Raw genomic sequence first — 26,698 nt, forward strand, 5'->3', positions numbered from 1 at the left:
TGACTTTCCGGTTCGTCAGACTGGAAACCCTTCCTTCATGCCGTCGGGTCTCGAAGTTCAGGCCTCGAGCCAGACGTTTTCCGCGAACATGAAACCCATCAGCCCCGCCAGCGGAATCGAGCCGAGGCCCTTGAGCTTCGTTGTGTACGCGTCGAGCGAACTCTGGAAAATCGGAATACCGATGCCACCCGTTTCATGCACCAGCACCTGCATGTCGCCGTAGATCTTCTTGCGCTTCGCATCGTCCGGTTCGCCGCGGGCCGCGACCAGCATCTGGTCGAACTTCGGGCTCTTCCAGTTCGCTTCGTTCCACGGCGCGTCGGACTTGAAGAACTGCGTGAACAGCACGTCCGCGCTAGGCCGCGCGTTGACCGAGCCGAAACCCAGCGGATGCTTCATCCAGTGATTCGACCAGTAACCGTCGGCCGGCACGCGCGAGACCTGCAGATTCAGGCCGGCTTGCGGCGCCACCTGCTGCAGGAACATCGCCATTTCAACCGAGCCTTCCGCCGCCGGCGACGCGAAAATCTGGATCGGCGTGCTGCCGACCTTGGCCTTCTGGAAATGGAACTTCGCCTTGTCCAGATCGAAGGTACGCTGCGGCAATCCGGCCAGGTAGTACTTGTTGGTCGGGTCGATTGGCTGGTCGTTGCCGATCGTGCCGTAACCCTGGAAAATCGCGCGGCGCATCTGCTCGCGATCCTGCAGGTACATCATGCCTCGACGAAAATCGTCGTTGCCGGTCATGCCGCCTTCGTCGCGAACAACCAGATCGGTGTACTGGCCCGTCTTTGTCTCCAGCACGGCGAAACCGCCGGCGCCCTTGATCTGGGTGGTCGAGCGCGGGCTCACCGCGTTGATCAGTTGCACGTCGCCCGAGAGCAATGCGTTCACGCGTGCGGATTCGTCGCCGATGCCGATCAACTCGACTTCGTCCAGGTGAGGCAGGCCCGGCTTCCAGTACTTCTCGTTCTTCACGCCGACCGTGCGCACGCCCGGCGAGAATTCCTTGACCTTGAACGGGCCGGTGCCGACCGCCGTTTTGAAGTCCGTGGTGCCGTCCTTGATGATGAGGAAATGCGAGGTGGCGAGAATCACCGGCAGATCGGCGTTCGGACCTTCGAGCGTGATCGTCACTTCGTTCGGGCCCGTGGCCTTCACTTCCTTGATCTGATCGGCCAGCGTCTTCGCTTTCGATGCGGTCGCCGGATCCTTGTGCCGCATGATCGAAAACACCACGTCAGCGGGCGTGAGCGACTTGCCGTCGTGGAACTGCACGCCGGTGCGCAGCTTGGCGACCCACACCGTCGCATCTTTCGTTTCCAGCGATTGCGCAAGCGCCATCTTGGCGCCGAGATGCGAATCGAGTTCGGTCAGGCCGTTGTAGAACATGTTGCAACGAACGTAGTCGGTGCCGAGCGCGCCCTTCGCGGGATCGACCGTATCGGCTGCGGACGCGGACTGGGTTGCCACCCGGATCTTGCCGCCCTGCTTCGGCTTGGCCTGGGCCAACGCCGCGCCGCTCGCGGCGAGCAGGCCGGCGCCCGTCACCGACATCATGCCGGCGGCGGCCATCGCGCGCAGCACGTCGCGCCGCGAGGCGCCTTTGGCCGTCAACTGCTCCAACCCGGTATCGAGCTGGACAGCGCCATGTTGCGAGTTTTCCTTATTCATCGAACGATTCTCCGCGAGGGTTGGCAGGGATCTGTGCTTGGTTTTGACTGACTGGTAAAACAACGAGGACTCAATAAAAAATGTCTTTGATGCGGTAATACGTCCCCACCAGCGGCAGGAACCAGGGTTTGCCGGTGTGGCCGGGAATGGCCGGCCACTCGGACGCGCGCCACGGATTGCGCTCTTCGTGACCGTTCATCACGTCGGCCATCACCTGGCCCATGTGCGTCGACATCTGCGTGCCGTGGCCGCTGTAGCCCATCGAGAAGTAAATGCCGTCATGCTGGCCGGCATGCGGCAAACGGTCGGCGGTCATATCCACCAGACCGCCCCAGCAGTAGTCGATGCGGGCGTTCGCCAGCATCGGGAACATCCCGCCAAGACCCTGCTGCAGAATCCGCCCGCTCTTCGCGTCGGACGGCCGCTCGGATGCCGTGAAGCGCGCCCGGCCGCCGAACAGCAAGCGTGAGTCGGGGGTCACGCGGAAGTAGTTGTGCATCAGCCGCGTGGTGGTGTACGCGCGCCGGTTCGGAAACACCTGCGCGAGCAATTCCGGCGGCAGTGGCTCGGTCACGACGATGAACGAGCCGACCGGTGCAAGACGCCGCCGGTACCAGCCGAACGGTCCATGCCGCGACGGTCCGGTGGCGATCAGCACCTGCTTCGCGCGCACTTCGCCGCGCGCCGAGGTGACGCGGTAACCACCACCCGCGCCGCTGCCCTCTTTCGCGATCGCCGAGACCGCGGCGCTCTCGTAGAGCTTCGCGCCGCGGCGGACCGCGGCATCGGCAAGACCGACCGTGAACTTGCCCATGTGCATCTGGCCGCCGTGCCGTTGCAGCAGTCCGCCGTGGAAACTGTCCGACTGGATTTCGCTGCGAATCCGCTCACGGCCGATCAGTTCGATATCCGTATCGACTTCGCGCCGGATCAGCTCCGCGGTCTTCTCCAGATGCGCGAGGTGATGCGGCTTCGACGCCAGCTTCAGCTTGCCGGTGGCCACATAATTGCAATCGATGTTTTCTTCGCGAATCAGACGCTCGACGGTGTCGACCGCATCCGAATACGCACGATAACAGGCGCTCGCCCGCTCCACCCCGAGTTGCGCGACCAGCGCGACGAAGTCCTGCGCGACGCCGGTATTGACCTGCCCGCCGTTACGGCCGGATGCGCCGCCGCCGATGCGCCCGGCGTCGAGCACCGTCACCGATGCGCCGCGCCGCCCGAGCGCCTGGGCCGCCGACAGTCCGGTGAAGCCGCCGCCGATCACGACCACATCGGTCTGGCCGTCGACCGGGCCTTCACACGCCGAGAGCAGCGGCGGCGCGGTGTCGAGCCAATAGGAGTCGAGCTTCATCCGGTCTGTCCTTGATCAGGCAATGAGCGAGTCGGTGAACGTGCGAACAGCGCTTACAGACCGAGTTCCGCAGCGAGCTGCGGAAGGTCGTTGACTTCGTAGTATTGGTAGTACGGCGTCGACGGTTCGTGGCCGCGGTTGACGAAGGCCTTGTGCCTGATGCCCAGGTCGTGTGCGGTCATCAGGTCGTAGCGCAGGCTCGACGACACGTGCAGCACGTCTTCCGGATTGCAGTCGAGCTGGTCGAACATGTATTCGAAGCCCTGCATGCGCGGCTTGTACGACTGCGCCTGCTCGGCCGTGAAGACCGCGTGAAACGGTGCGCCGAGCTTGTCGACGTTGCTCTGGATCTGGTTGTTCGAGGCGTTCGACAGGATCACCAGCTTGTACTTCTTCGCCAGACGCGAGAGGCCTTCCGGCACGTCCGGATGCGGACCCCAGGTCGGCACGGCCGTGTAGATCTTCTCTGCTTCCACTTCATCGAACTCGACATTCATACGCTTGCAGGCACGGCGCAACGCGTTGACGACCACGTCGCGATACGGCTTCCATGCGCCGAGCACTTCGTCGCGGCGATAGCCCGCGTAGAACGCGACGAGTTTCTCCAGATCGTCGGCGTTCAGCACGTGGCCGAACATCGCGCGGGTCATGTCGGCCATGCGGAACTTCGTGAGCGTGCCGTAGCAATCGAAGGTGATGTATTTCGGTTCGAATTCGATCATGGTGTCAGTCCTATCGTTGAGATGAACTCGCTGCGAGTTCAGTGGCGAAAACAGTAAAAGCTCACTTCTGTGAAAGATTTAATCAGCGCAAAAACATAGATGTTCCTGATTCGGACGCCGCCCGTGACACAAAACATTCGTTTTGAGGCCGTCGCGCAGCAGAGTCTGCGGCGGCCAGGCGGAAAGACCCGTCCGTGCTGGCTTGGCGGCCCGCTCGGTGGAAACCCTCAGGGCCGCAGATCGATCAACACGCTCTTGAAGCGCAGATTCGCCTCATAGGCCTGGCGGCCAAGGTCCTTGCCGATGCCGGAGCGCTTGTAGCCGCCCGTGGGGATCATGAAGTCGGTGGTGCGGCCGTAGCGGTTGACCCATACCGTGCCGGCCTCGAGGCCGCGCACGAAGCGCAGCGCGCGGCCGAGATCGGCGGTGTGCACGCCAGCGGCAAGGCCGTACTCGGGATGCTGGGCGAGCGCGAGCGCTTCTTCTTCGGCGTCGAAGGTTTGCAGCGTCAGCACCGGCCCGAACACTTCCTCGCGCACGGCCTCGGAATGGGCCGTGACGTCCGTGAGCAGCGTCGGCGTGTAGAACGCGCCGGCTAACGCACCAGCTGCACCAGCTGCACCAGCGGCCCCGCAGTCGGCCCGCACGCCGCCATAACGCAGCGTCGCGCCCGCTTCCAGCGTGCGTCCGACAATGCCTTCGATGCGCGCCGCCTGCGGCGTGGAAATGATCGGCGAGAGCGTGGTGCCCGCCGTCCACGTGGCACCGGGCTTCAGTTCGGCGAAGATCTTGCCGATGCGCTCGGCCAGCGGTTCCGCCAGGCTTCGCTCCACCAGCAGCCGCGAGCCCGCCACGCAGACCTGTCCGGCATTGCCGGTGATCGCGCCGGCAATGCGGCGCGCCACGTCGTCGAGGCGCGCGGCGTCGGCGAAAACGATTTGCGGACTCTTGCCGCCCAGCTCCAGCGTGACCGGCTTCGTGCCGCTGCCGGCGCAGGCCGCCATGATCGCGGCGCCCGTGCGCGTGGAGCCGGTGAAGGTGACCTTGCTGATCTTCGGATGACGCACCAGCTCGTCGCCGGTCACGCGCCCGTCGCCCTGCACCACGTTGAAGATGCCGGCCGGCACGCCGGCCTTCACCGCCAGTTCGGCGAGCCGCAGAACCGAAAACGGCGTCATCTCGGACGGCTTGAGCACGACCGCGTTGCCCGCCGCCAGCGCGGGCGCGATCTTCCACGACGCCATCACGAGCGGGAAATTCCACGGCGCGATCGCGCCGATCACGCCGTACGGTTCGGCGATCGTCATGCCGAGATGATCGTGATCGGTCGCGGCCACGTCGCCGCCCAGCTTGTCGGCGAACTCCGCGTAGAAACGGATGCCCTCGGCCGTGAACGGCACGTCCCAGCCGGTCGCCTGGCTGATCGGGCGGGTCGAGCCGAGCGCTTCCAGGCGGCCCAGCGTCGTCGCGTCGGCTTCGACCAGGTCGGCAAAACGGCGCAGGATTCTGGCGCGCTCGCGCGGCGCCATCCGCGCCCAGCCGCTGGTTCGAAACGCCTGCCACGCATTCTCGACCGCGCGATCCACCATCTCGGCGCCGGCGAGCGGCACGGATGCATAGATCACGCCGTCCGAGGGTCGCGCCACCTCGATACGACGATCGCCGCTATGCACGTCTTCGTCGACATATTGGCCGCCGATGAAATGCCCGCTGCGAATCGCGACGTCGTCCGGATTGAAACTGTCCATAAGAAAGGTTTCCTGAGTGGCTTGCCGATGGGCTCGGGCAGCGCGTCTGAGCGACGCCGCCGGCATAACGAAATCGTAGGGCCGCGAGCGCGGCATATGTCGCCGACAAAAATCCCCGTTCAGCAGAACACGCCTGTTATGAACGGCCGGACCAAGCGTTTTGTATCGAACTTCGCGGCGGGGCTTGCGAACGTCCGTGATAAAAAGATCGTCCTAGTCACACTGGGCGCCGGATGACAAAGTGACGGCGTAAGTCTTCAGCCATTCAGGGAGTACGGCGTGTCCGAACCGATTACCTACAGACGCTTCACCAACGACGATATCGCCGCCGCACACGCGCTCACGCTCGAACTGAAATGGCCGCATCGCGCGGACGACTGGAGATTCGTCGCGCAACTCGGCGTCGGTTTCGTCGCGCAAGACGCGAGCGGCGTGATCGGCACGGCGTTGTGCTGGAAGTTCGGCGCGGACCGGGCCTCGCTGGGGATGGTGATCGTGTCGCCGGCGCAGCAAGGGCGCGGCATCGGCAGGAGGTTGATGGAGCTGGTGCTGGAACAACTCGGCAGCCGGGTCACGTTCCTGCATGCCACCGTTGCGGGCCAGCCGTTGTACGAGAAACTCGGCTTTCGCGCGGTCGGCACGCTCGACCAGCATCAGGGCGCGGCGTTCCAGCCGCCCCTCGTTTCTCTGCCGCCGGGCGAGCGTCTGCGCCCGCTCGGTTCGAGCGACACGGCGCGGCTGGTGGAACTGGCGTCGCAGGCGAGCGGGCTGGACCGCAGCGAAGTACTGCCCGCGTTGTTGAGCGCCGCCGACGGCATCGCGCTCGACCGCGACGGCGAACTCGTCGGCTTCGCGCTGTTTCGCCGCTTCGGCCGGGGGTTTGCGATCGGACCGGTGGTCACGCCCGCGTCGGCGGATTCGAGCCGCGCCAAGGCGCTGATCAGCCACTGGCTGGCGCTCAACGAAGGCGTGTTCGTGCGGATCGATACGCCGGGCGAGAGCGGGCTGACCGAATGGCTGGAACAACTGGGGCTGCCGCGCGTGGATACGGTCGTGAAAATGGTCCGCCATGGCGCGCCGGACGGCGCGGCCACCACAGCCACCAACGCAGCCAACGCAGGCACCGCCGCAGGCAAGGACGCCGCTTATCTGCAGTTCGGCATCATCAACCAGGCGATCTGCTGATCCATCATGGCCTTCCTTTATAAAGCCGACCCGGCACGCGGCGCGCAATGGGCCAAACTGTTCGCGCAAAGAGCGCCGGACTTGCCGTTTCATATCTGGCCCGATCTCGGCGACCCGGCCGCGATCCGCTACCTCGCCGCCTGGCAGCCGCCTGACGATCCCACCCGCACCTTCCCGAATCTCGAAGTCGTGTTTTCGGTCGGAGCCGGCATCGATCAGTTCGACCTGTCGGGCGTGCCGGCGCACGTGCCGGTCGTGAGGATGATCGAACCGGGGATTGTCGAAGGGATGGTGGAATACGTCACGCAGGCCGTGCTGACGATTCATCGCGATCTGTTCGACTACGGTCTTCAGCAACAGCAGCAGGTCTGGCGGGAACAGCCGCTGAAGCCGGCGAGCGAACGCCGGATCGGCGTGCTGGGACTGGGTGTGCTCGGCACGGCGGTGCTGGAACGGCTGCGTCTGTTCGGCTTCGCGTGCGCGGGATGGAGCCGCTCGCCGCGCGAGATCGACAGTGTCGATTGCTATGCGGGCGAAAGCGCACTCGGCGATTTTCTCGCCCGCACCGATATTCTGATCTGCCTGCTGCCGCTGACGCCCGCCACACGCGGCCTGCTCGACGCCGAGTTATTCGCGAAGCTGCCGCGCGGTGCGTCGCTGATCCAGACGGGACGCGGTCCGCATCTGAATCAGCAGGACCTGCTCGCGGCGCTGGACAGCGGCCAGTTGCACAACGCGATTCTCGACGTTACCGACCCCGAGCCCTTGCCCGCCGGTCATCCGCTGTGGACGCATCCGCGCGTGCGGATCACGCCGCATATCGCCAGCGCGACGCGGCCCGAATCCGCCGTCGAAGTCGTGCTCGACAATCTGCGCCGGCATCGCGAAGGCCTGCCGATGGTCGGTCAAATCGACCGGACCCAGGGATATTGAAGCCGCATCGAGCGTGGCATGGCCGGCCGCGTCGGCTTTTCAGCGTCCGCAGCAGAAAATGCTAAGCACGTACAGCAAAACGCGTCGCGCGCGCTTTTCAGGCAATTGTTTAGCTGAGCGGGCAATCGTCGCGGATCAGTAGTATGGAACGGTCAACAGCCCTCTTCCGCGACGAGAAACCACCATGCCGATTCATTCGCTTATCGAAGCCGACCGCAAGCATCTGATTCACCCGGTCATCAACTACCGCGCGCACGAAGCCCGTGGCGTCACTGTCCTCGAATCCGCCAGCGGCGCGTTTCTGCGCGACGCGGCAGGCAACGAACTGCTCGACGCATTCTCCGGCCTGTGGTGCGTGAACGTGGGCTACGGCCAGCAGAGCATCGTCGAGGCCGCCACCGAGCAGATGAAGAAACTGCCCTACGCGACCGGCTATTTTCACTTCGGCTCGGCGCCGGCGATCGAACTGGCGGAGAAGCTGGTCGAGGCGTCGCCCACTTCGCTGCAGCACGTTTACTTCACGCTCGGCGGCTCGGACGCAGTCGACTCCGCGATCCGTTTCATCACGCATTACTTCAACGCGACGGGCCGGCCGTCGAAGAAACACATCATCGCGTTGCAGCGCGGCTACCACGGTTCGTCGTCGATGGGCGCGGGGCTTACCGCATTGCCGGCGTTCCACCGGAACTTCGATCTGCCGTTGCCGACCCAGCATCATCTGCCGTCGCCGTACGCGTACCGCAACGATTTCGCCGACGACGCCGCGCTGATCGCCGCCTCGGTCGCCGCCCTCGAAGCGAAGGTGGCGGAACTCGGCGCCGATAACGTCGCGGCCTTCTTCTGCGAACCGATTCAGGGCTCGGGTGGCGTGATCGTGCCGCCGGTCGGCTGGTTGAAAGCGATGCGCGACGCCTGCCGCAAGCTCGGCATTCTGTTCGTCGCCGACGAGGTCATCACCGGCTTCGGCCGTACGGGTCCACTGTTTGCGTGCCAGGCCGAAAACGTCGAACCGGATCTGATGACCGTGGCGAAAGGATTGACCGCCGGCTATGCGCCGATGGGCGCGGTGCTGATGTCCGACGAACTCTACCAGGGCATCGCCGATGGCGACGCCGAGGCGATCGTCGGTCATGGCCACACGTACTCGGCGCATCCGGTCAGCGCGGCGATCGGCCTCGAAGTGATGCGGCTGTATCACGAAGGGGGCCTGCTCGCCAACGGCGTGGCGCGCGCCCCGCGTTTCGCCCGGGGCCTGGATGCACTGCTCGCCCATCCGCTGGTCGGCGACTCGCGCCACCGGGGCCTGCTCGGCGCGCTCGAACTCGTCGCGGATAAAGAAAGCAAGGCGGGCTTCGATCCGTCGTTGAAACTGTCCGATCGGATTGCCGCCGCCGCGTATGAAAACCGCCTGATCTTCCGCGCGTTTGGCGACAATATTCTCGGCTTTGCACCGGCGTTGTCGTACACCGAGGCGGAGTTCGATCTGATGTTCGAGAGACTCGAAAAAACCCTCGACGACGTTCTCGCGCAAGCCGACGTCCGGGCTGCCCTCAGGGACAAAAGCCATGTCGCTGCGTGCTAGAGTAGAGGATTCTTAAAGCCCCATTCATTCATCGCCGGAGCGATAACGTTACGATGAGCAGCGACAGCAAGCTGGACCGGATTGACCTGCGCATACTTTCACAGTTGCAGAAGAAAGGCCGCATAACCAACGTCGAGCTTGCCGACGCGGTCGGCCTTTCGCCCAGTCCTTGCCTGATCCGGGTCAAGCGTCTGGAGAAAGCCGGCTACATCATCGGCTACGGTGCGCAGATCCAGCTCGAAAAGCTCGGCGACGTGCAGATCGTGTTTACCGAAGTCACGCTCGCCGATCATCGGCGGGAAGACTTCATCAAGTTCGTCAACGCGATCCGCGACGTCGACGAGATCGTCGAGTGCCATCTGGCGAGCGGCGGCTATGACTATCTGCTGAAGTTCATCACGCGCAGCGTGAGCCACTACCAGAGCATCGTTGAAGGCTTGCTGGAGCGCGATATCGGCATCGAGAAGTACTTCAGCTACGTGATCATCAAATCGCCGTTCGTGAAGAGCCACTACCCGCTCGAAACGCTGTTCTCGCAGAACCACAACTAATACCCGCACCGCCACGCCATAGCCGGCGCCCGTTACGGATAATCGCTGAACCGGGATGCCGGTGCGCTTTCCGTGGTCGCCGGCGTATAACCCGGCACGTTCGCGCGAAACTGATTGAGCAGCCCGTTATCGACCTGCGAAAAGCCTTTGAGCTGGAGTTGCATCAGCACACGCGTGCCGGTGCTGGGCGACGTGGTCGAGCTGGTGGCGTTGGTGTACTTCTCGAACGCGACGCCGAGCGACCAGCAATCCGCGTCGTATTGAAGTCCCAGCAAACCTGCGATCAGCCGATGGGCGCTCATGTCGTAATTGACACGCGCGACACTGGCCACGTTGTGCGATAGCGGCCATTGCCCGGACACGATGAACTGATTGACCGGTTGATAGTCGAGCGTGCTGTTGGCGCGCGTGTAGCGATACGCGACATTCAACACCTGCCGTGCGGCCGGCGACCAGCCAAAGCCGGCTTCCGCATGCGTGAGGTAGTGGTTGGCCTGGCTATACTCCACGGCCTGTTCCGCTGAAAAACCTTGGCCCAGCTTGTACGACGCGCCGCCGATCACACTCGTGCGCGCAACGGTGCCAATTGCGTCGTCGGTATTGAGGGTCACGCGCGGCGTACGAAAGTCGTACTGCTCCGCAAGGACGAAACGGGCCCGCTCGTCGCCGCTCGATGGATCGATGAAACGCGAAGTCAATGCAGCCGTGAGGCGATTGGCATCGGATACCCGGTCATTGCCAACGAAACTGTTGGGCATGAACAGTTCCGCCAGCCCGAAATCGGCCGTCGCCGTATCGAACAACGGCGCGAACGACTGGTTGCGATAAGGGGTGTACACATAGAACAGCCGCGGTTCGAGCGTCTGGATATATGACTGCCCGAAGAGCCGCACGCTTCGTTCGAAACGCATGCCCGAATCGAGGCTGAATGTCGGCACGTTGACGTCGAACGTCTTCGGCTGTCCGGCGGGCGCATCCGAGCCGATCGACGTCAGGTCATACGCAGCGAAATGCCAGGCGAGCTTCGGCGTGACGAACCAGCCGGGACGCTCGATCGGATAGCTGACGTAAGGGTTGAAAACGAAACGGCTGCCTTGCGTCGCATCGGCCGACGAGATCGTGAAGCGCGTCGCATCCGCTTCGGCGCCAAAGTCGAAGCCCCCAACGTTGTAGCGTGCATAACGGACATTGACCTGCGGTTCGCGGTTATAGGTCGAGTCGCTCGAGAAAGCCTGCCAGCGCTGCTCGCGAGCCAACACGCTCCACGGCCCGTTCGTGTAAGTCAGACCCGCTTCCTGCTGATACAGCGTGGTGGAACCCGTCGGAAACGCGACCCCCGACGCCAGATCGGTCACTACCGTCGAGTCCGAGACCCGGTTGTAGTTGACGTAGGCGGCAAAGCCCGCGCCGAGATTCCAGTTCTGATTCAGCGCAATCGAGTAGCGGTCGGTTTTGGTGATCGCATCGTGCGGCAGCCACGCAACCGAAATCGACCCCGAATCGTTCGGCTGCAGATAGCGGTAGTCCGCCGTCAACATCTCCCCTCTGCGCGACATGATGCGAGGCGTCAGGGTGAGATCGTAGTTCGGCGCGAGGTTGAAGTAGTACGGCAACGCGACGTCGACGCCGTTGGTCGAACTGATCGAAAACGTCGGCGGCAGGAAGCCGCTGCGCCGCGCGCCGGACAATGGAAACGACAGCCACGGACTCGCCAGCAACGGCACACCCTGGAAAAACAGCACGCTATTGTGCGCGATCCCCTCGTCGTTGCCGCTATCGATGTCGAATTCGGATGCCTTCAGATACCACGAGGGATCCGACTCGCATTGGCAGGTGCTATATGTACCGTGACGAACGGCAGTGCGCTCGTTATCGATCAGATCAACGCGTTGAGCGCTACCCCACCCGCCAGTCAGATGAAACCGGTACTTGGGCACGCTGATGTAGCCTTCGTTCGCGTCGACGTAAAAATGCGCGTCGGGTCCATCGAACACATTGCCATTGTCGACCAGCCGCACCTGCCCGTAAGCGTCGGCCTTATCGCTATCGACGTCGTAATGCAGCGCATCGCCCATGACGATCGACGCGTACCGCCGCAGTTGCGCGTGGCCCTTCAGCGAAACGTCCGTGCCGGTCGTGGTGGTCACCGAATCGGCCATGACCGAAGTAGCGGGCTTGTCGCCTGCCCGTATGAGCTGCTCGGTCAGTTGCGGCGCAAGCCGCAGGCTCCAGACGCCGTCGAGCGGTTCCGGGATCGCAGACGCGCCGACCAGTTGCGCATATCCGGCAAGCGGCACGCATCCAGCCGTACCCAGCATGAACGAAACGACAGGCCTCAAGCGTAGGCGTCGAAATACACCGCGTAGTATCAAAACAGATAAGTTTCGGAAAGGATGGCAGACGCATCAAGGCGAACGGAAGCCCTGACGTGCGTCAGGATGAACAGCAGCGAGTGCGCGCGGCGCTATTGGAGCGTGACGTCGTTAGAGCGGGAATCCGCCACCCCTGCCACGCTCGCTGCGCCACCAAGCGCCTGCAGCAGATACGGAATCTGGTCTACGGGCAAAGAAAACGATAGTCCCGCGCTAGCGGATAGACGGAAGCGGATCACCACCATTTCCATGCCGTTCAGTCTGCCGACTTCCCAACCCTGACAATGCAGCGCGAAGCCCATTTCCTGATTGTTATGAATCACGCGGTCGGCGTGCTCGATTGCGTTGGGGAGCGCCACCAGCAGGTCATTGAGCACCGAACGATGGAGTGCCGCCGTGGGTTGATTGCCGTGTATCAGCAGATATTGACCATCCGCCGTCAACTGCATATCGGTGATCGAATTCAGCATGAAGGTCGACGGATCAGGCACGGCGTGCGCCCTCCTGTGTGCTCGCGGAACGGTCCACCGTCTGGCCTTGCGCTGCACTCACCGTGCTGCCGGATACGTCGCGCAACGTGCGCATCGACGCCATCGCCAGACGTGCTGAAAAGATCGGCGATGAGCTGACGCGTAAGACAGCCGCAAGAATCGCCGGTGAAAGAAATTCGATCATGATCGATGCTCCAAATGGTGCTACGCAGGTAGCGAAAGCCGACCATTTGACGATACCAGCGCAAGCACGGCTTCAGGTTACGCGTGCCCTACGCTTCCTTCGGATCTGTAACGCATTATTTCGACGCTCGCCCTGTAATCCGCACCGGCCCGAGCAGCCGGCGCGATGCACACGTTAGCAACCCTAATGGGCGGAAAGTTTTCAGTAACGATCAGCGTGAAAGCACGATCCTATACTTCGCGCTTTCCGGAGCCATGGAATGTCGCTTCGAATGCACCGCTCGCGCTCGAGCGTTCTCGTTTGCGCTTCGCGCGCTGCATCAGGACAGAACCCCAAGATGAATCTTCAAGCTTTAACGAGCCGTATCGCGGCCGCGCTCCCGCTCGCCGGCATCTCGCTGACGGCCGGGTCCGCGCACGCGGCACAGCCGTTCGTCGTGCAAGACATCCGGATCGAAGGACTCAAACGCATCGAACCCGGCACCCTGTTCGCCTATCTTCCTATCAAGCAAGGCAGCATGTTTAGTGACGACAAGGCTTCGGAAGCCATTCGCGCGCTGTATGCCACCGGCTTCTTCAACGAAGTGCGAATCTCGACTGAAGGCAATACCGTCATCGTTCAGGTTCAGGAACGTCCGGCGGTCGGCACGATCGATTTTGCCGGCATTCACGAATTCGACAAGGAAAACCTGACCAAGGCGCTTAGTTCGGTCGGGCTGTCGCGAGGCCGTTACTATGACAAGGCGCTGGTCGACAAAGCCGAGCAGGAACTGAAGCGCCAGTACCTGACGCGCGGCTACTACGCCGCCGAAGTCACCACCACGATCACGCCGATCGACCGCAACCGCGTGGCGGTGCTGTTCTCGGTCGCAGAAGGCCCGAGCGCGAAGATCCGCCAGATCAACTTCATCGGCAACAGCGCATTCAGCACGGACACCTTACGCGACGAAATGCAGATGTCCACGCCGAACTGGTTCTCGTGGTACACGAAGAACGACCTGTACGCGAAAGACAAGCTGACCGGGGACCTGGAGCACATTCGCTCGTACTACCTGAACCGCGGCTATCTGGAGTTCAACTTCGAGTCGACCCAGGTATCGCTGACGCCGGACAGGAAGGAGATGTACCTGACGGTGACGCTGCATGAAGGCGAGCCGTACACGATTTCGTCGATCAGGCTTGCGGGCAACCTGCTCGATCGCGAATCCGAACTCACGCAGCTGATCAAAATCAAACCGGGCGAGCGCTTCTCCGCCGAAAAACTTCAGGCTGCCACCAAGGCCGTCGTCGACAAGCTCGGCGAGTACGGCTATGCGTTCGCCACCGTCAATGCGCAGCCGCAGATCGATCAGGAACATCATAAGGTCGACCTGACGCTGCAAGTGGACCCGAGCCGCCGTGTCTACGTGCGTCACATCAACGTGGTCGGCAACACGCGCACGCGCGATGAAGTGGTGCGCCGCGAAATGCGTCAGCTCGAAAGCTCGTGGTTCGATTCGAACCGCCTCGCGCTGTCGAAAGACCGGGTCAACCGTCTCGGCTACTTCACCGACGTCGACGTCACCACAGTGCCGGTGGAAGGTTCGCCCGACCAGGTCGATGTGGACGTCAAGTTGAGCGAAAAGCCGACCGGCGCGATTACTTTGGGCGCGGGCTACTCGTCGACGGACAAGGTGGTGTTGTCGGCCGGCATCTCGCAGGACAACGTATTCGGCTCGGGCACCAGCCTCGCCTTGAACGTGAACACCGCGAAGACCTACCGCACGCTTACCGTTACGCAAACCGACCCGTACTTCACGGTGGACGGCATCAAGCGGATCACCGACGTCTATTACCGCACGACCTACCCGCTCTATAACTACACCGATACGAGTTTCAGGATCCTAACCATCGGCGCCGACCTGAAATTCGGCATTCCGTTTTCCGAAGCCGACACCGTCTACTTCGGCCTGGGTATCGAACAGAACCGCCTGACGACGGATTCCTTGACACCTCAGAGCTACCAGGACTACGTGGCGGAATTCGGCCATGTGGTGAACAACGTGCCCATTACGACGGGCTGGGCCCGGGACGATCGCGACAGCGCATTGGTGCCGAGCCGGGGCTATTTCCTGCAAGGCAACGGCGAAGTCGGCACCCCGGCCGGCGGCACCGAGTACTACAAGGCGGACGTCCAGGCGCAGTATTACTATTCATTCGCGCGCGGCTTCATTCTCGGCCTGAATCTTCAAGGCGGCTACGGCAACGGCTTCGCGGGAAAGGCGTACCCGATCTTCAAGAACTACTATGCGGGCGGTATCGGCTCGGTACGCGGCTACGATTCGGGTTCACTCGGTCCCACCGACAAGACGACCGGCGACCCTATCGGCGGCTCGCGGATGGTCGTGGCCAATGTCGAGATGACGTTCCCGCTGCCGGGTACCGGCTGGGACCGGACGCTGCGCGTCTTCACCTTCATGGATGCGGGCAACGTCTGGGGCGACGAAGGCAACAGCACGGGTGCCAACGGCTTGCGGTACAGCTACGGCGCAGGTCTCGAATGGATCTCGCCGATCGGCCCGCTCAAGCTGTCTCTCGGCTTCCCGCTGATCAAACACGCCACCGACAAGTACCAGAAATTCCAGTTTCAGATCGGCACATCGTTCTGATCGTGAACGCCCGCGGTCATTGCATGAAGACCGCGGGCACCGCACGCGCAAATGCACCGACGCGCCATCCGGTCGCGTTGTCAGGCGCCCACAGGGCCTGATTCGGTCCGTGGCCCGTTCAAGGCTCCGCGGCTTCGCCCTCCTGCTCCGATTTCACAAAGTCTCCTCAATTTCGCCATTGTTGCTCCGACATTCATCCCTATCATTCGCTCATCATCAGAGCGACTGCGTACGGTCCGCGTTCTGAGTTCGATAAGTCGTTCCAATGTAGCGGATGGTTGAAATGGCTGAACGTGAACATCGCACAGACTGCAACCGTCGATTCCGGTTGGGAGGTCACGCAATTTGATGACTATCAGCCTTCTTGTAGTCGAACCGGATCAATCGGCCCGCGATCAGTTGCGCCTTCACCTTCATAAGAACCAGATCGCGCTCTCGGTCCTGTATAGCGCGGCTCAGCTTGTCAGCCGGGTGGAACGGGAGTGTCCGTCAGCGATTCTATTGCGCGCCGAGCAGCCGATGGTCGAGGCGCGCGACGCGCTCCGGCAACTGCGGTTGGCGGGCTACGACATGCCCATATTCGTGCAAAGCAGCTCCGACGAGATCGTCGACAAAATCGTCGCATTCGAATTGGGTGCGGACGACTATATCGTCGACCCCGTCGATCCGCACGAATTGACCGCCCGGATCAAGCGCGCCGTGCAACGCTGCAACCGGACGCTTTGCGACGCGCCGGAAATTCGTGAGAAGGTTTCGTTCGGCAGTTACCAGATAGACTTCGCGACGCGACGGCTGCTCAGGAACGGCTGCGAAATCTCGCTGCGATCCGGCGAGTTTGCCTTGCTCAAGCTGTTCGCCAGCAACCCGATGCGAATATTGACGCGCTCGATGGTCAACAGCCAGCTTGGAAGGGCCGAGAGCCAGAAAGCCAGCCTGGATGTTGCAGTCTGCCGCTTGCGCGGCGTGATAGAGGCAGATCCGTCCGCCCCCAGGTTCATTCAGACCTTGCGCGGACGAGGCTATATGTTCGTGCCATCGCCGGAGTCGCCACCCTCACATGGCGCGCGCGAAAGTGCGAGTTTTGCCGGGCACAGGGCGTGTGGCGAACGAGGCGCACCGGCGCCGGATGACGGCCGGGTCGATGTGAAGAGCGATTGATTTGCCCCTCGCGTCGTGGAGTCGTGGAAACGGCGTGACGCTCACGCTGCACGATGGAAGATACTGAAAGATCTGCGCCAGCGAGATTCAAAAGCGCTCAGGCGCGCCGCAGACGCACGCCGCCCGCAGGCGTAGTGGGGTCGTCCCTCAGGGTATGGCGCAGAACGTTGCGATGCATACGCACACGCTCCCTGATCTCGGCCTCGGTCGCGGCGCCTCGCACGGCAATGCAAGCGTACTCGCCGTTGCGGTCGATCCACTCGACGATCCGGCAGCCCTCGCCCCACGGTTGCATGAGCGGCGCGGAAACGCGGCAGCCGCGTATCTTCACGACGTCCGTCACCCGTGCTGCGCTAACACCGCTTTCAGCCTTGCCGCGGGATCCGGCAGTGGTAACTGTCTTTCGGCTGGGCCGGAAACCGCGCGACACGGCACGGTTCGCAGGTGAGGAAACTTGCATGAGATTGCTCCACTGACGGAACTGGCCACCGGATATGGCCTCTTAATCGGGCCACCGTAAAAGTGCCACGCCATCTTATCCGGACAACACGCAGACACAACGAAGAAAGGATGGAGAAGTTGTGGAGATTCGTCGGCAACTGCGGATTGACGTAGCATTCATCTAGAATTCAGCCATGCAAAGTAAAACGATCCGCATTCGTCCGAGCCGCCCTTTCGGGGTCTTTCTCTCCCACGCGCGGCAGCGGCGAATGAAGATGCGCTTTGGCATTACCTGGAAAATGTTCCTCGCGGTATTAGTCGCTTGCCTGGCGATTTCTTTAACGATGGGCTACGCCGTTCGCGTGAGCTTCGAAAACGGTTTCCTGCACTACGTTCGGGAGCGCAACGCCGGGCGCATCAAAGCCGTCATGGCGAAGGTGACGAGCGAATACGCCGCTCGCGGCAACTGGAATTTCCTGCGCGAGCATCCCGACGCATGGCTCGCGCTGCTGGACAGCGCCGCACACGACGCCCTGCGCGAAGAGCTTGCCTCAGCGCAACTGGGCAAGCCGCCGGCCTGGCGAACCTTTCCGGGGAGCGGCAGCGTTCAGCAACTGCTCGGACCGCTCTCCGGCCCGTCTGAAGGACCGCACTGGGGCATGCGTCTGCCGCCGGCGCCGCCATCCAATCCCGGCATCACGATAGAGCGTGACCGTGTGTCGGCAAGCGGTGTCGTGGGCGGCGACAGCAGCTACGATCGGCCTCTCCCTTCAGCCCCTTCGTCCCCATCGCATGACGGCATGCTCCGTAGCACATCACCCGAGGGGCCGCCCGTCACACTCTACGACGCCAGCCACGAACTCGTGGCGAGCAACGGCCAGCCGCCGCCGTCCGGCAGCACGATGAGACCCGTTGTCTACAACGGCAAGGTCGTGGGCTGGCTCGCCGCGAACGGGCCCGACACCCTTTCGGACGCTGCCGACATCGCCTTCCAGGCGCAGCAGCAGCGCGCGACCCTGGAGATCGCGGGTGTGGCTGTCGTGCTCGCGGCGCTGGTCGCGCTGGTGCTTGCGCGCATCGTTCTCGCCCCGGTCAGGCGTTTGATGAATGCGACCCATCGCCTTGCTGGTGGCGACTACACCGCGCGGGTGCCGGCCGGCAGACGCGACGAGCTTGGCCGGCTTGCGTGCGACTTCAACGTATTGGCCGATTCGCTGCATAAAGCCGAGCGCTCCCGGCGCGATTTCATTGCGGATATTTCACACGAGTTGCGCACGCCGCTCGCCGTGCTCCGCGGCGAGCTGGAAGCCATCGAAGACGGTGTGCACGTGTTCGACCACGATTCGCTCACTTCACTGCAGACCGAAGTGAACATGCTCAACAAGCTCATAGAGGATTTATACGAGCTGTCTCTGAGCGATGTCGGCGCACTCAGCTATCGAAAAACGCCAACCTATGTCGGGCAACTGGCGCGGGCTTCGATCGAGGCCATGCGGGAGTCGTTCAAGGCGAAACGAATCGAGCTCGACCTGACCTGCATGCCGGCAATCGCCAACACCACGTTCGCGGTCGATCCCGCGCGTTTCGTACAACTGCTGAAAAACCTGCTGCAAAATTCGTTGCGTTATACCGATCCGGACGGCCAGGTGCGCGTGTCGCTTTCGCAGAGCGCCAGCGGCTGGCAACTCGACGTGCAGGACTCGCTGCCCGGTGTGCCCGAGGCCGCGCTCGGGCATCTGTTCGACCGCTTCTATCGCGTGGACGAATCACGCAGCCGTCAGAACGGTGGCGCGGGCCTGGGCCTTTCGCTGTGCCACGCTATCGTGACGGCGCATGGCGGCACGATCGACGCCAAGGCTTCGCCGCTAGGCGGCGTCTGGATCACTGCCCGCTTTCCGCCGGAAGGAGACTGACATCATGACCGATGGGCGCCCTTCGCACATCCTGATCGTCGAGGATGAACCCAAGCTCGCCGCCGTGCTCGAAGATTATTTGCACCTCGATGGTTTCGTCACCACGACCCTCGACGACGGCCATCACGTGATGCCGTTCATTCGCTCGACGCCGCCGGCGCTGATGCTGCTCGACCTCATGCTGCCCGGGCGCAGCGGCATGGACATCTGCCGCGAGCTACGGCAATTTTCGGCATTGCCCGTCATTATCCTGACCGCGCGCATCGACGAAATCGACCGTCTGCTGGGTCTTGAGATCGGTGCCGACGATTACGTCTGCAAACCCTTCAGCCCACGCGAGGTGGTTGCGCGCGTCAAGGCGATCCTGCGCCGTGCAATGCCTGCCGCCGCCGCTGCGGACGGTTTGCCTCAGGCGCCACGCGGTCTCGAAGTCGACGAGCAGTTTCATCTTGCTTTACTCGACGGCAAGGAACTCAAACTCACGCCTCTTGAATTGCGGCTCCTCGCGCTACTGATGAAATCGCCTGGACGCATTTTTTCTCGCGACTACCTGCTGAGCCACCTCTACGCGGATCACCGGGTGGTAACCGACCGCACCATCGACAGCCATATCAAGAACCTGCGCCGCAAGCTGCAGGGAGCACGGCCGGACAGCGAACCGATCGCGTCCGTGTACGGCGTAGGTTACCGTCTGGAAATCTGATCGATACGAGCGGATGACTCGATGCCGTCCTCATCCGGCGCGAGCCGTGTCCGAATTCAGCTCGCCAGGCCCGCCGCCGCTGTTGGCTCGGGCGGCGGGCTCCATTGCGCGAATTCTTCGCTCAGAAAATCGACGCACACCCGCACCTTTGCCGATTGCGCGAGCCGTGCCGGATACACCGCCCACAGGTTCGCGGGTTGGGTGACCTCAGGAAGTATCTGCTGCAACTGGCCGCTTTCGAGTAGCGGCCGCACGTCCCACATCGAGCGCAGCACGATTCCGCGGCCGGCCAGCGCCCATTGCACGGCCACTTCGCCGTGATTGGTGGACAACGGCCCAGTGACCTTGATCGACACCGTTTCGCCACGCACTGTTAAACGCCAGAGACCGAATGGATGATCGCGCTCCTTGATCGCCAGACACGCATGCGACGACAGATCGGCGAGTTGCCGCGGCGTGCCGTGCCGAGCGAGGTATGCGGGCGACGCGCACAATACCCGATGATTCGATGCGAGCCGCTTCGCGATCAGATGCGAGGCAATGTCGTCGCCGATCCGGATATCGAGGTCGAAGCCCTCGGCGCCCACGTCGACGAGGCGGTCGAACAGATCGAGCCGCACGCTCAGCTGCGGAAACCGGTCCGAGAAACGGGCGAGCGCGGGCGCCACGTAGCGGCGGCCAAAGCCGAAGCTGCTGGAGATGCGCAACTTGCCGCCCGGAATGCGGCGGGTGGTGGAGACGTCCTCCACGAGCTGCTCGACGTCATCGAGAATTTTTTCGGCCCATGTGTAGACCCGCTCCCCCGCTTCCGTGATCGCGACTCGCCGCGTGGAACGGTGCAACAGTTTCGTGCCGAGCGTAGTCTCGAGCACATTGATTCTTTTGCTGACGTACGCCGCCGAGACCGACAAGGCCTCGGCCGCCGCGCTGAAACTCGATTTGCGCGCCACTTCGCAAAACACGCGCAAATCGCCGAGATCGGGTGATGGAACGGTGTTCATAGGCCGTTTATTCGCACCTGAGTTTGTACACGAATCGTGCACAGTGGCTTAACTAAAGCGGCCATTTTAAGCTCAATTGTCAGGAATAAAATAACTGCTGTCGAAACGTCGAAAGCCCCCTTGGAGGAGCAGGAACATGTCGAAAAAATATCGGATCGCAGTCATCCCCGGCGACGGCATCGGTGTCGAAGTGATGCCGGAAGCCGTCCGCGTGCTGGACATCGTCGGCAAGCGCTTTGGCATCGAACTGGAATACCGGCACATCGAATGGGCGAGCTGCGCGTACTACGCGAAGCACGGCAAGATGATGCCGGACGACTGGAAAACCCAACTGCAATCCGCCGACGCGATTCTGTTCGGCGCGGTCGGCTGGCCTGACACGGTACCCGATCACATCTCGCTGTGGGGTTCGCTCCTGAAGTTCCGGCGCGAATTCGATCAGTACATCAACCTGCGCCCTGCGCGTCTGTTTGCCGGCGTGCCTTCGCCGCTCGCGGGGCGCAAGGCCGGCGACATCGATTTCTGGATCGTGCGCGAGAACACCGAGGGCGAGTATTCGTCGGTGGGCGGTGTGATGTTCGAAGGCACGGAGCGCGAATTCGTGTTGCAGGAGTCCGTGTTCACGCGGCACGGCAGCGAGCGTGTGCTGAAGTTCGCGTTCGATCTCGCGCAACGGCGCGAGCGCAAGAAGATCACTGTCGCGACGAAGAGCAACGGCATTGCGATCAGCATGCCGTGGTGGGATAAATGCGCGGCCGGCGTCGCGGCGCAGTACCCGGATGTAACGTGGGACAAGCAGCACATCGACATTCTCTGTGCGCGCTTCGTGCTGAACCCGGACCGCTTCGATGTGGTCGTGGCGACCAACCTGTTCGGCGACATCCTGTCCGATCTCGGTCCGGCCTGCACCGGCACGATCGGCCTCGCGCCCTCGGGCAACCTGAATCCCGATCGCAAGTTTCCTTCGCTGTTCGAACCGGTGCACGGTTCGGCGCCCGACATCGCCGGCAAGAACATCGCCAATCCGATTGCGATGATCTGGTCGGCCGCGATGATGCTCGACTTCCTCGGCAATCACGAAGGCCGCGAACGCGAGGCGCACGACGCGATTCTGGCGGCGATCGAAGCGACGCTGATCGAAGGTCCGCATACTGGCGATCTCGGCGGCAAGGCGAGCACGACCGAGGTCGGTCAGGCGATCGCGGCGAAACTGGCTTAAGCGAAGTTGACCGAAGTTGAGCATAGGACAATCAAGGGGAAACCGTATGGCACGTACTTTTGAACTGAGCGAGCTGATTCGCTCCGACAATTTCATCGACGGACACTGGACGCCGGCGCAAGAAGGCGCTCGCTTTGCCGTCACCGATCCGGCCACCGGCAAGACGATCGCCCAGGTCGCCGACAGCAGCCCGGCCGACGCACGCGCCGCCACCGACGCCGCCGCCCGCGCGCTGCCGGCGTGGCGCGCATGGCTGCCGAAAGAACGCGCGGCGGTGCTGCACCGCTGGCATGCGCTGATCGTCGCGAATCAGGACGCGCTCGGCGCGCTGATCTCGCTCGAACAGGGCAAGCCGCTTGCCGAAGGCAAAGGCGAAGTGGCGTACGGCGCATCGTACGTCGCCTGGTTCGCCGACGAGGCGACCCGCATTTACGGCGATCTGATTCCGCAGCAGCAGCGCGGCAAGCGCATGACGGCCGTGAAGGAGCCGATCGGCATCGTCGCTGCGATCACGCCGTGGAACTTCCCGCTTGCGATGATCGCGCGCAAGATCGCCCCGGCGCTCGCCGCCGGTTGCACGGTGATCGCCAAACCCGCTGAAGACACACCGCTCACCGCCTCGGCGCTGGTCCTGCTCGCGCACGAAGCCGGCGTGCCGGCGGGCGTATTGAACCTGATCACGGCGTCGCGCGATCACGCGGTTGCGAGCGTCGCGGACTGGCTGCACGACGCGCGCGTGCGCAAGATCACCTTCACCGGCTCGACGCCGGTCGGCAAATACCTCGCACGCGAATCGGCGGAAACGCTCAAGAAACTGTCGCTGGAACTGGGTGGCAATGCGCCCTTCATCGTGTTCGACGATGCGGACCTCGACGCCGCCGTCACCGGCCTGCTTGCCGCCAAGTTCCGCAATGGCGGCCAGACCTGCGTGTGTCCGAATCGCGTGTATGTGCAGGCGGCTGTGTACGAGCGTTTTGCCGGCATGCTGGCCGAGCGCGTCGGTGCGCTGAAGGTCGCGCCCGCCACCGATCCCGCCGCGCAGATCGGCCCGATGATCAACACCCGTGCGCTCGACAAGATCGCCCGCCACGTCGACGACGCCGTGTCGCACGGCGCGCGCGTGCTGACCGGCGGCAAGCGCCTGCCCGAACTGGGCGCGCACTATTACGCGCCGACCGTGCTCGCCGACGCCACCGCGGACATGCAGTTGAATCGCGAAGAGACCTTCGGCCCGATCGTGCCGCTGTTCCGTTTCGACGACGAAGCCGAAGCCGTCCGGGCCGCCAACGACACCCCGTTCGGCCTCGCCGCGTATTTCTACAGCGAAAGCGTGAAGCGCATCGAGCGCGTGTCGCACGCACTGGAAGCCGGCATCGTCGGTATCAATGAAGGCGCGGTCGCGAGCGAGGCCGCGCCGTTCGGCGGCGTGAAGGAATCGGGCTACGGACGCGAAGGCTCGAAGTACGGTCTGGACGACTATCTGTCGATCAAATATCTCTGCCAGGGTAATCTCGAATGAGCACCGAAATGAGTACCGAGGCCTATCCCATCGAAGTCGAATTCCCCGACATTTCGGTGCATGAACACTCGCCGTCCGGCATTGCCTACGTCCATACGTTCGACTCGGGCGCGCCGGGACCGCACGTGATGATCAACGCGCTGACGCACGGCAACGAAGTGTGCGGCGCGATCGTCGTGGACGAATTGCTGCGCCGTGGTTTGAGGCCGCGGCGCGGACGCCTGACGCTTGCCTTTGCGAACGTCGCCGCGTATCGCAGCTTCGATCCGGCGAAACCCGACGCGGCCCGTTTCGTCGACCAGGACTTTAATCGCGTGTGGACCGCCGCAGTGCTCGACGATACGACGCGCACCTCCAGCGAACTGGCCCGCGCGCGGGAAATGCGGCCGGTAGTCGACAGCGTCGACGCCCTGCTCGATCTTCATTCGATGCACGAGAAAAGCGCGCCGCTAATCGTCTCAGGACCGTTACGGAAAGGGATCGATCTTGCGGTAAGGCTCGGCACACCGGCCACGGTGATCTGCGACGAGGGTCATCCGGAAGGCCGGCGGATGCGCGACTACGCAGGGTTCGGTGAGCCGGACAGCCCGAAAAACGCACTGCTGATCGAGTGCGGCCAGCATTGGGAACAGAGCGCGGTTGCGGTAGCGCGCGATACGGCCGCGCGCTTTCTGCTGCTGGCGGACGTGGTCGACGAGGCGGATCTGCCGGCCGGCTGGATTGCGCCGCTGCCGCCGGCTCAACACGTCGTGCGGGTGACGCAACCGGTGGTGGCCGAGAGCATGGATTTTCGTTTTGCGGCGCCCTACACCGGGCTGGAAATTTTTCCGCAAGCCGGCACCGTGATCGGCTGGTCGAACGGCGCACCCGTGGTCACGCCTTACGACAACTGCATGCTCGTGATGCCCTCGCTGCGGCAACTGCGCCCGGGCGTCACCGTCGTGCGGCTGGGCAAGATCGAGCAAACCATCGCAAACAGCCGGTGAGCTGATGCCCGCACATTCAAAAGGTAACGTGAGCATGAAGGTTCAACACATCAAACAAAGCGTGAATCTGCAGAACCTGGAGGATTGGGGCACAGCAGGACTGCCCGGCACGGTGCCGATTCAGGTGTCGGGCGTGCAGAGAGTGATCAAGGGCAGCGAATCCATCGACACCGGTATTTTCGAGTGCACGGCGGGCACCTACCGCCGTTCGGTGAAACAGGCCGAAGTGATGCATTTCCTCGCGGGCCGTGGACGGTTCACACCTGATAACGAAGAAACCGTGCACTTTGAAAATGGCGACACGTTGTTCTTCGAAGCCAACACGGAAGGCCTTTGGGAAGTCGAAGAGACCATGCGCAAGGTCTACGTGATTTTCTGAAACCGGGGCAGACGCGGTGTGCGTGAGCCCGCACGCGCCGCGCCTGCCCACATGGCTTAAGCGCCTAAAAACGCCAGCAGATCGGCATTCACCTTATCCGCCTCGACCGTGCACATACCGTGCTGGCCACCCGGATAGACCTTCAGTGTCGCGTTCTTCACGATCGTTGCGGTCTTGCGGCCCGCCGCGTCGATCGGCACGATCTGGTCGTCGTCGCCGTGCAACACCAGCGTCGGCACGTCGATCTTCTTCAGATCTTCCGTGTAGTCGACTTCGGAGAACTGCTTGATGCAGTCGTATAGCCCTTTGATCGAGCCGGCCATGCCCTGTGCCCAGAACGAATCGATCACGCCTTGCGACACTTTCGCATTCGGGCGGTTGTAGCCGTAGAACGGCAGCGCCAGGTCCTTGAAAAACTGTGAGCGGTCGTCGACGACGCCCTTGCGGATGCCGTCGAACACCTCGATCGGCAAGCCACCGGGATTCGCCTCGGTCTTGAGCATGAGCGGCGGCACGGCGCCGATCAGCACGGCTTTCGCAACGCGCTTCGTGCCGTGACGGCCGATGTAATGGGCGACTTCGCCGCCGCCGGTCGAATGGCCGACCAGCGTTGCTTCCTTCAGGTCAAGATGCTCGATCAGCGCAGCCAGATCGTCAGCGTAAGTATTCATGTCGTTGCCGTCCCACGGCTGGCTCGAACGGCCATGGCCGCGCCGGTCGTGCGCGATCACGCGAAAACCCTTGCTGCCGAGGAACAGCATCTGGGCATCCCAGGCGTCCGCGGACAATGGCCAGCCATGCGAGAAGACAACCGGACGGCCGCTGCCCCAATCCTTGTAGAAAATCTGCGTACCGTCCTTCGTGGCGATCATGCTCATCTTTCGACTCCTGTTGGGGTGAAATCTGCCGTCACCGGCAGGTGGATGAAGCGTGCCCTTTCAAACCATTCGCGCGACCCAGGCAGGCTGCCCGGCAGGGATCGCACACGTTGCAATGTCCGTCGCATGGTAGAAGAAAACGATCCGGTCGGCTAGCTAACAGGCTAGTAGAAAATCGCCGGCGGCGGCGTTATTGTTCAAGCGAACACACAGTGGTGCCGATGCCGTCGTAACCGTTCATCGCGGTCCCGCTCCCGCCCCCTTCCCGTCGTTCGATCCCCGGCCTGGCTATGCCTCTCATGCCTCCGGGTTTTGCTGATTTTCAGCAAAACCCGGTAACGGTTCCCTGAACCTGCGAGGCATCTGCTTGCCCGTTAATAACATATTTGTTACTATGGATACCAATGGCATTTCAGATCGACTTCTACAACGAAAAAGTCAAAGTGAACGTTGCCTCATTGCCGAAAACGCTACTGGCGCGCTTTCTCGCGCTGGCCGATCGCATGGAGCAATACGGTCCGAATCTCGGCGAGCCGCATACCGCTTCGATGGGCGGCGGGTTGTTCGAGATGCGTCTGAAAGGCGCCGAGGGCATCGCCAGGGTGTTCTACTGTGCAATCGTGGAACGCAAGATTGTCATGCTTCACTGTTTCGTGAAGAAGACACCAAAAACACCGCGCGATGAATTGGCTGTGGCGCGCAAAAGACTGGTGGAGATTAAAAATGGCAACCTATAAGGCAATGCGTGAACGGGCGCTGGCAGATCCGGAGGTACGCGCCGAATATGACCGGTTGAACCGCGAAGAATTCGCGCTGCTCGACCAGATGCTGGCTGCGCGCCGCGACGCCGGCCTGACTCAGGCGCAGGTCGCTGAACGCATGGGCACGAAGGCGCCGGCCATCACGCGCCTCGAACGGGCGCTCGCGTCGGGGCAACACTCACCTTCTGTCGACACGTTGCGCAGGTACGCCGCGGCGTGCGGCAAGCAACTGTTCATTTCGATCGCGTAGCCGGAGCACGCGGCTACAGGGTTCGACATCCAGAGCGGCAGGGT

General features: G+C 62.7%; 24 protein-coding genes. 14 read left to right on the forward strand and 10 right to left on the reverse strand.

Annotated features, from left to right (window positions below; all coding sequences use genetic code 11):
- Nucleotides 1-57 precede the first annotated feature (57 nt).
- The 4 genes from SB772_RS05000 to SB772_RS05015 form a co-directional block, all read right to left on the reverse strand.
- Nucleotides 58-1,674, reverse strand: coding sequence for an ABC transporter substrate-binding protein (locus tag SB772_RS05000; RefSeq protein WP_410832165.1), 1,617 nt, complete (start codon nucleotides 1,672-1,674; stop codon nucleotides 58-60).
- Between the two features lie 70 nt (nucleotides 1,675-1,744).
- Nucleotides 1,745-3,031, reverse strand: coding sequence for an NAD(P)/FAD-dependent oxidoreductase (locus SB772_RS05005; protein ID WP_410832166.1), 1,287 nt, complete (start codon nucleotides 3,029-3,031; stop codon nucleotides 1,745-1,747).
- Between the two features lie 53 nt (nucleotides 3,032-3,084).
- Entirely contained in the window at nucleotides 3,085-3,753 is a 669-nt protein-coding gene (locus SB772_RS05010; protein WP_410832167.1) for a haloacid dehalogenase type II, read from the reverse strand.
- A 227-nt stretch (nucleotides 3,754-3,980) separates the two neighbouring features.
- Nucleotides 3,981-5,501, reverse strand: a complete 1,521-nt coding sequence (locus SB772_RS05015; protein ID WP_410832168.1) for an aldehyde dehydrogenase family protein — start codon at nucleotides 5,499-5,501, stop codon at nucleotides 3,981-3,983.
- A 279-nt stretch (nucleotides 5,502-5,780) separates the two neighbouring features.
- On the opposite strand from SB772_RS05015, the gene SB772_RS05020 reads away from it, so the two are divergent.
- The 4 genes from SB772_RS05020 to SB772_RS05035 all read left to right on the forward strand — a co-directional run bounded on the left by SB772_RS05020 (nucleotide 5,781) and on the right by SB772_RS05035 (nucleotide 9,752).
- Entirely contained in the window at nucleotides 5,781-6,686 is a 906-nt protein-coding gene (locus SB772_RS05020) for a GNAT family N-acetyltransferase (protein WP_410832169.1), read from the forward strand.
- 6 nt (nucleotides 6,687-6,692) lie between these two features.
- Nucleotides 6,693-7,619 (forward strand): 2-hydroxyacid dehydrogenase, encoded by a 927-nt coding sequence (locus SB772_RS05025; RefSeq protein ID WP_410832170.1) that lies wholly within the window; start codon nucleotides 6,693-6,695, stop codon nucleotides 7,617-7,619.
- Between the two features lie 184 nt (nucleotides 7,620-7,803).
- Nucleotides 7,804-9,201, forward strand: a complete 1,398-nt coding sequence (locus SB772_RS05030) for an aspartate aminotransferase family protein (RefSeq protein WP_410832171.1) — start codon at nucleotides 7,804-7,806, stop codon at nucleotides 9,199-9,201.
- Between the two features lie 53 nt (nucleotides 9,202-9,254).
- On the forward strand, nucleotides 9,255-9,752 hold the full coding sequence (locus SB772_RS05035; RefSeq protein ID WP_410832172.1) for an Lrp/AsnC family transcriptional regulator: 498 nt from the start codon (nucleotides 9,255-9,257) through the stop codon (nucleotides 9,750-9,752).
- Nucleotides 9,753-9,784: 32 nt separating this feature from the next.
- Here the strand turns inward: SB772_RS05035 and SB772_RS05040 are convergent, their stop codons facing one another.
- The 3 genes from SB772_RS05040 to SB772_RS05050 all read right to left on the reverse strand — a co-directional run bounded on the left by SB772_RS05040 (nucleotide 9,785) and on the right by SB772_RS05050 (nucleotide 12,799).
- Complete coding sequence (locus tag SB772_RS05040) at nucleotides 9,785-12,070, reverse strand: LPS-assembly protein LptD (protein ID WP_410832173.1); 2,286 nt, start codon at nucleotides 12,068-12,070, stop codon at nucleotides 9,785-9,787.
- A 146-nt stretch (nucleotides 12,071-12,216) separates the two neighbouring features.
- Nucleotides 12,217-12,615, reverse strand: coding sequence for a hypothetical protein (locus SB772_RS05045; protein WP_410832174.1), 399 nt, complete (start codon nucleotides 12,613-12,615; stop codon nucleotides 12,217-12,219).
- Complete coding sequence (locus SB772_RS05050) at nucleotides 12,608-12,799, reverse strand: hypothetical protein (protein ID WP_410832175.1); 192 nt, start codon at nucleotides 12,797-12,799, stop codon at nucleotides 12,608-12,610. The genes SB772_RS05045 and SB772_RS05050 overlap by 8 nt, the downstream gene beginning before the upstream one ends.
- A 337-nt stretch (nucleotides 12,800-13,136) precedes the next feature.
- Here SB772_RS05050 and bamA point away from each other — a divergent pair, with 337 nt between their 5' ends.
- Nucleotides 13,137-15,446 (forward strand): outer membrane protein assembly factor BamA, encoded by a 2,310-nt coding sequence (bamA, locus tag SB772_RS05055; protein WP_410832176.1) that lies wholly within the window; start codon nucleotides 13,137-13,139, stop codon nucleotides 15,444-15,446.
- Nucleotides 15,447-15,794: 348 nt separating this feature from the next.
- Nucleotides 15,795-16,604 (forward strand): winged helix-turn-helix domain-containing protein, encoded by an 810-nt coding sequence (locus tag SB772_RS05060; RefSeq protein WP_410832177.1) that lies wholly within the window; start codon nucleotides 15,795-15,797, stop codon nucleotides 16,602-16,604.
- A gap of 97 nt (nucleotides 16,605-16,701) precedes the next feature.
- On the opposite strand, the gene SB772_RS05065 is transcribed toward SB772_RS05060, so the two are convergent.
- Entirely contained in the window at nucleotides 16,702-17,064 is a 363-nt protein-coding gene (locus SB772_RS05065) for a DUF2866 domain-containing protein (RefSeq protein ID WP_410832178.1), read from the reverse strand.
- Between the two features lie 250 nt (nucleotides 17,065-17,314).
- Between SB772_RS05065 and SB772_RS05070 the strand changes: the two genes are divergently transcribed.
- Together SB772_RS05070 and SB772_RS05075 are read left to right on the forward strand one after the other, a co-directional pair.
- Nucleotides 17,315-18,958 carry an ATP-binding protein gene (locus tag SB772_RS05070; RefSeq protein ID WP_410832179.1) on the forward strand — a complete coding sequence of 548 codons (1,644 nt, stop codon included), beginning with the start codon at nucleotides 17,315-17,317 and terminating at the stop codon, nucleotides 18,956-18,958.
- 4 nt (nucleotides 18,959-18,962) lie between these two features.
- The gene (locus SB772_RS05075; protein WP_410832180.1) at nucleotides 18,963-19,661 is read left to right on the forward strand and encodes a response regulator; all 699 of its coding nucleotides are present in this window, start codon (nucleotides 18,963-18,965) and stop codon (nucleotides 19,659-19,661) included.
- Nucleotides 19,662-19,717: 56 nt separating this feature from the next.
- Here SB772_RS05075 and SB772_RS05080 read toward each other — a convergent pair whose 3' ends face one another.
- The gene (locus SB772_RS05080; protein ID WP_410832181.1) at nucleotides 19,718-20,662 is read right to left on the reverse strand and encodes a LysR substrate-binding domain-containing protein; all 945 of its coding nucleotides are present in this window, start codon (nucleotides 20,660-20,662) and stop codon (nucleotides 19,718-19,720) included.
- A 136-nt stretch (nucleotides 20,663-20,798) separates the two neighbouring features.
- Between SB772_RS05080 and SB772_RS05085 the strand changes: the two genes are divergently transcribed.
- The 4 genes from SB772_RS05085 to SB772_RS05100 are packed head-to-tail and all read left to right on the forward strand — an operon-like array spanning nucleotide 20,799 to nucleotide 24,765.
- Nucleotides 20,799-21,881 (forward strand): tartrate dehydrogenase, encoded by a 1,083-nt coding sequence (locus SB772_RS05085; RefSeq protein ID WP_410832182.1) that lies wholly within the window; start codon nucleotides 20,799-20,801, stop codon nucleotides 21,879-21,881.
- Between the two features lie 46 nt (nucleotides 21,882-21,927).
- A complete protein-coding gene (locus tag SB772_RS05090) occupies nucleotides 21,928-23,400 on the forward strand; it encodes an NAD-dependent succinate-semialdehyde dehydrogenase (protein WP_410832183.1) in 1,473 nt (490 codons plus the stop codon).
- An 8-nt stretch (nucleotides 23,401-23,408) separates the two neighbouring features.
- The gene (locus SB772_RS05095) at nucleotides 23,409-24,386 is read left to right on the forward strand and encodes a succinylglutamate desuccinylase/aspartoacylase family protein (RefSeq protein WP_410832184.1); all 978 of its coding nucleotides are present in this window, start codon (nucleotides 23,409-23,411) and stop codon (nucleotides 24,384-24,386) included.
- Nucleotides 24,387-24,420: 34 nt separating this feature from the next.
- Nucleotides 24,421-24,765: a cupin domain-containing protein gene (locus SB772_RS05100; RefSeq protein WP_410832185.1), complete on the forward strand. Its 345-nt coding sequence runs from the start codon at nucleotides 24,421-24,423 to the stop codon at nucleotides 24,763-24,765.
- 56 nt (nucleotides 24,766-24,821) lie between these two features.
- Here the strand turns inward: SB772_RS05100 and SB772_RS05105 are convergent, their stop codons facing one another.
- Nucleotides 24,822-25,643, reverse strand: coding sequence for an alpha/beta fold hydrolase (locus SB772_RS05105; protein WP_410832186.1), 822 nt, complete (start codon nucleotides 25,641-25,643; stop codon nucleotides 24,822-24,824).
- Between the two features lie 404 nt (nucleotides 25,644-26,047).
- On the opposite strand from SB772_RS05105, the gene SB772_RS05110 reads away from it, so the two are divergent.
- Together SB772_RS05110 and SB772_RS05115 are read left to right on the forward strand one after the other, a co-directional pair.
- The gene (locus SB772_RS05110) at nucleotides 26,048-26,380 is read left to right on the forward strand and encodes a type II toxin-antitoxin system RelE/ParE family toxin (RefSeq protein ID WP_410832187.1); all 333 of its coding nucleotides are present in this window, start codon (nucleotides 26,048-26,050) and stop codon (nucleotides 26,378-26,380) included.
- Nucleotides 26,367-26,654 (forward strand): helix-turn-helix domain-containing protein, encoded by a 288-nt coding sequence (locus SB772_RS05115; RefSeq protein ID WP_410832188.1) that lies wholly within the window; start codon nucleotides 26,367-26,369, stop codon nucleotides 26,652-26,654. Before SB772_RS05110 ends, SB772_RS05115 begins: the two co-directional genes overlap by 14 nt.
- The last annotated feature ends 44 nt before the right edge of the window (nucleotides 26,655-26,698 follow it).

It is taken from the genome of Paraburkholderia sp. SIMBA_030 (assembly GCF_046535245.1).
In the GTDB taxonomy this organism is placed as follows: Bacteria; Pseudomonadota; Gammaproteobacteria; order Burkholderiales; family Burkholderiaceae; genus Paraburkholderia.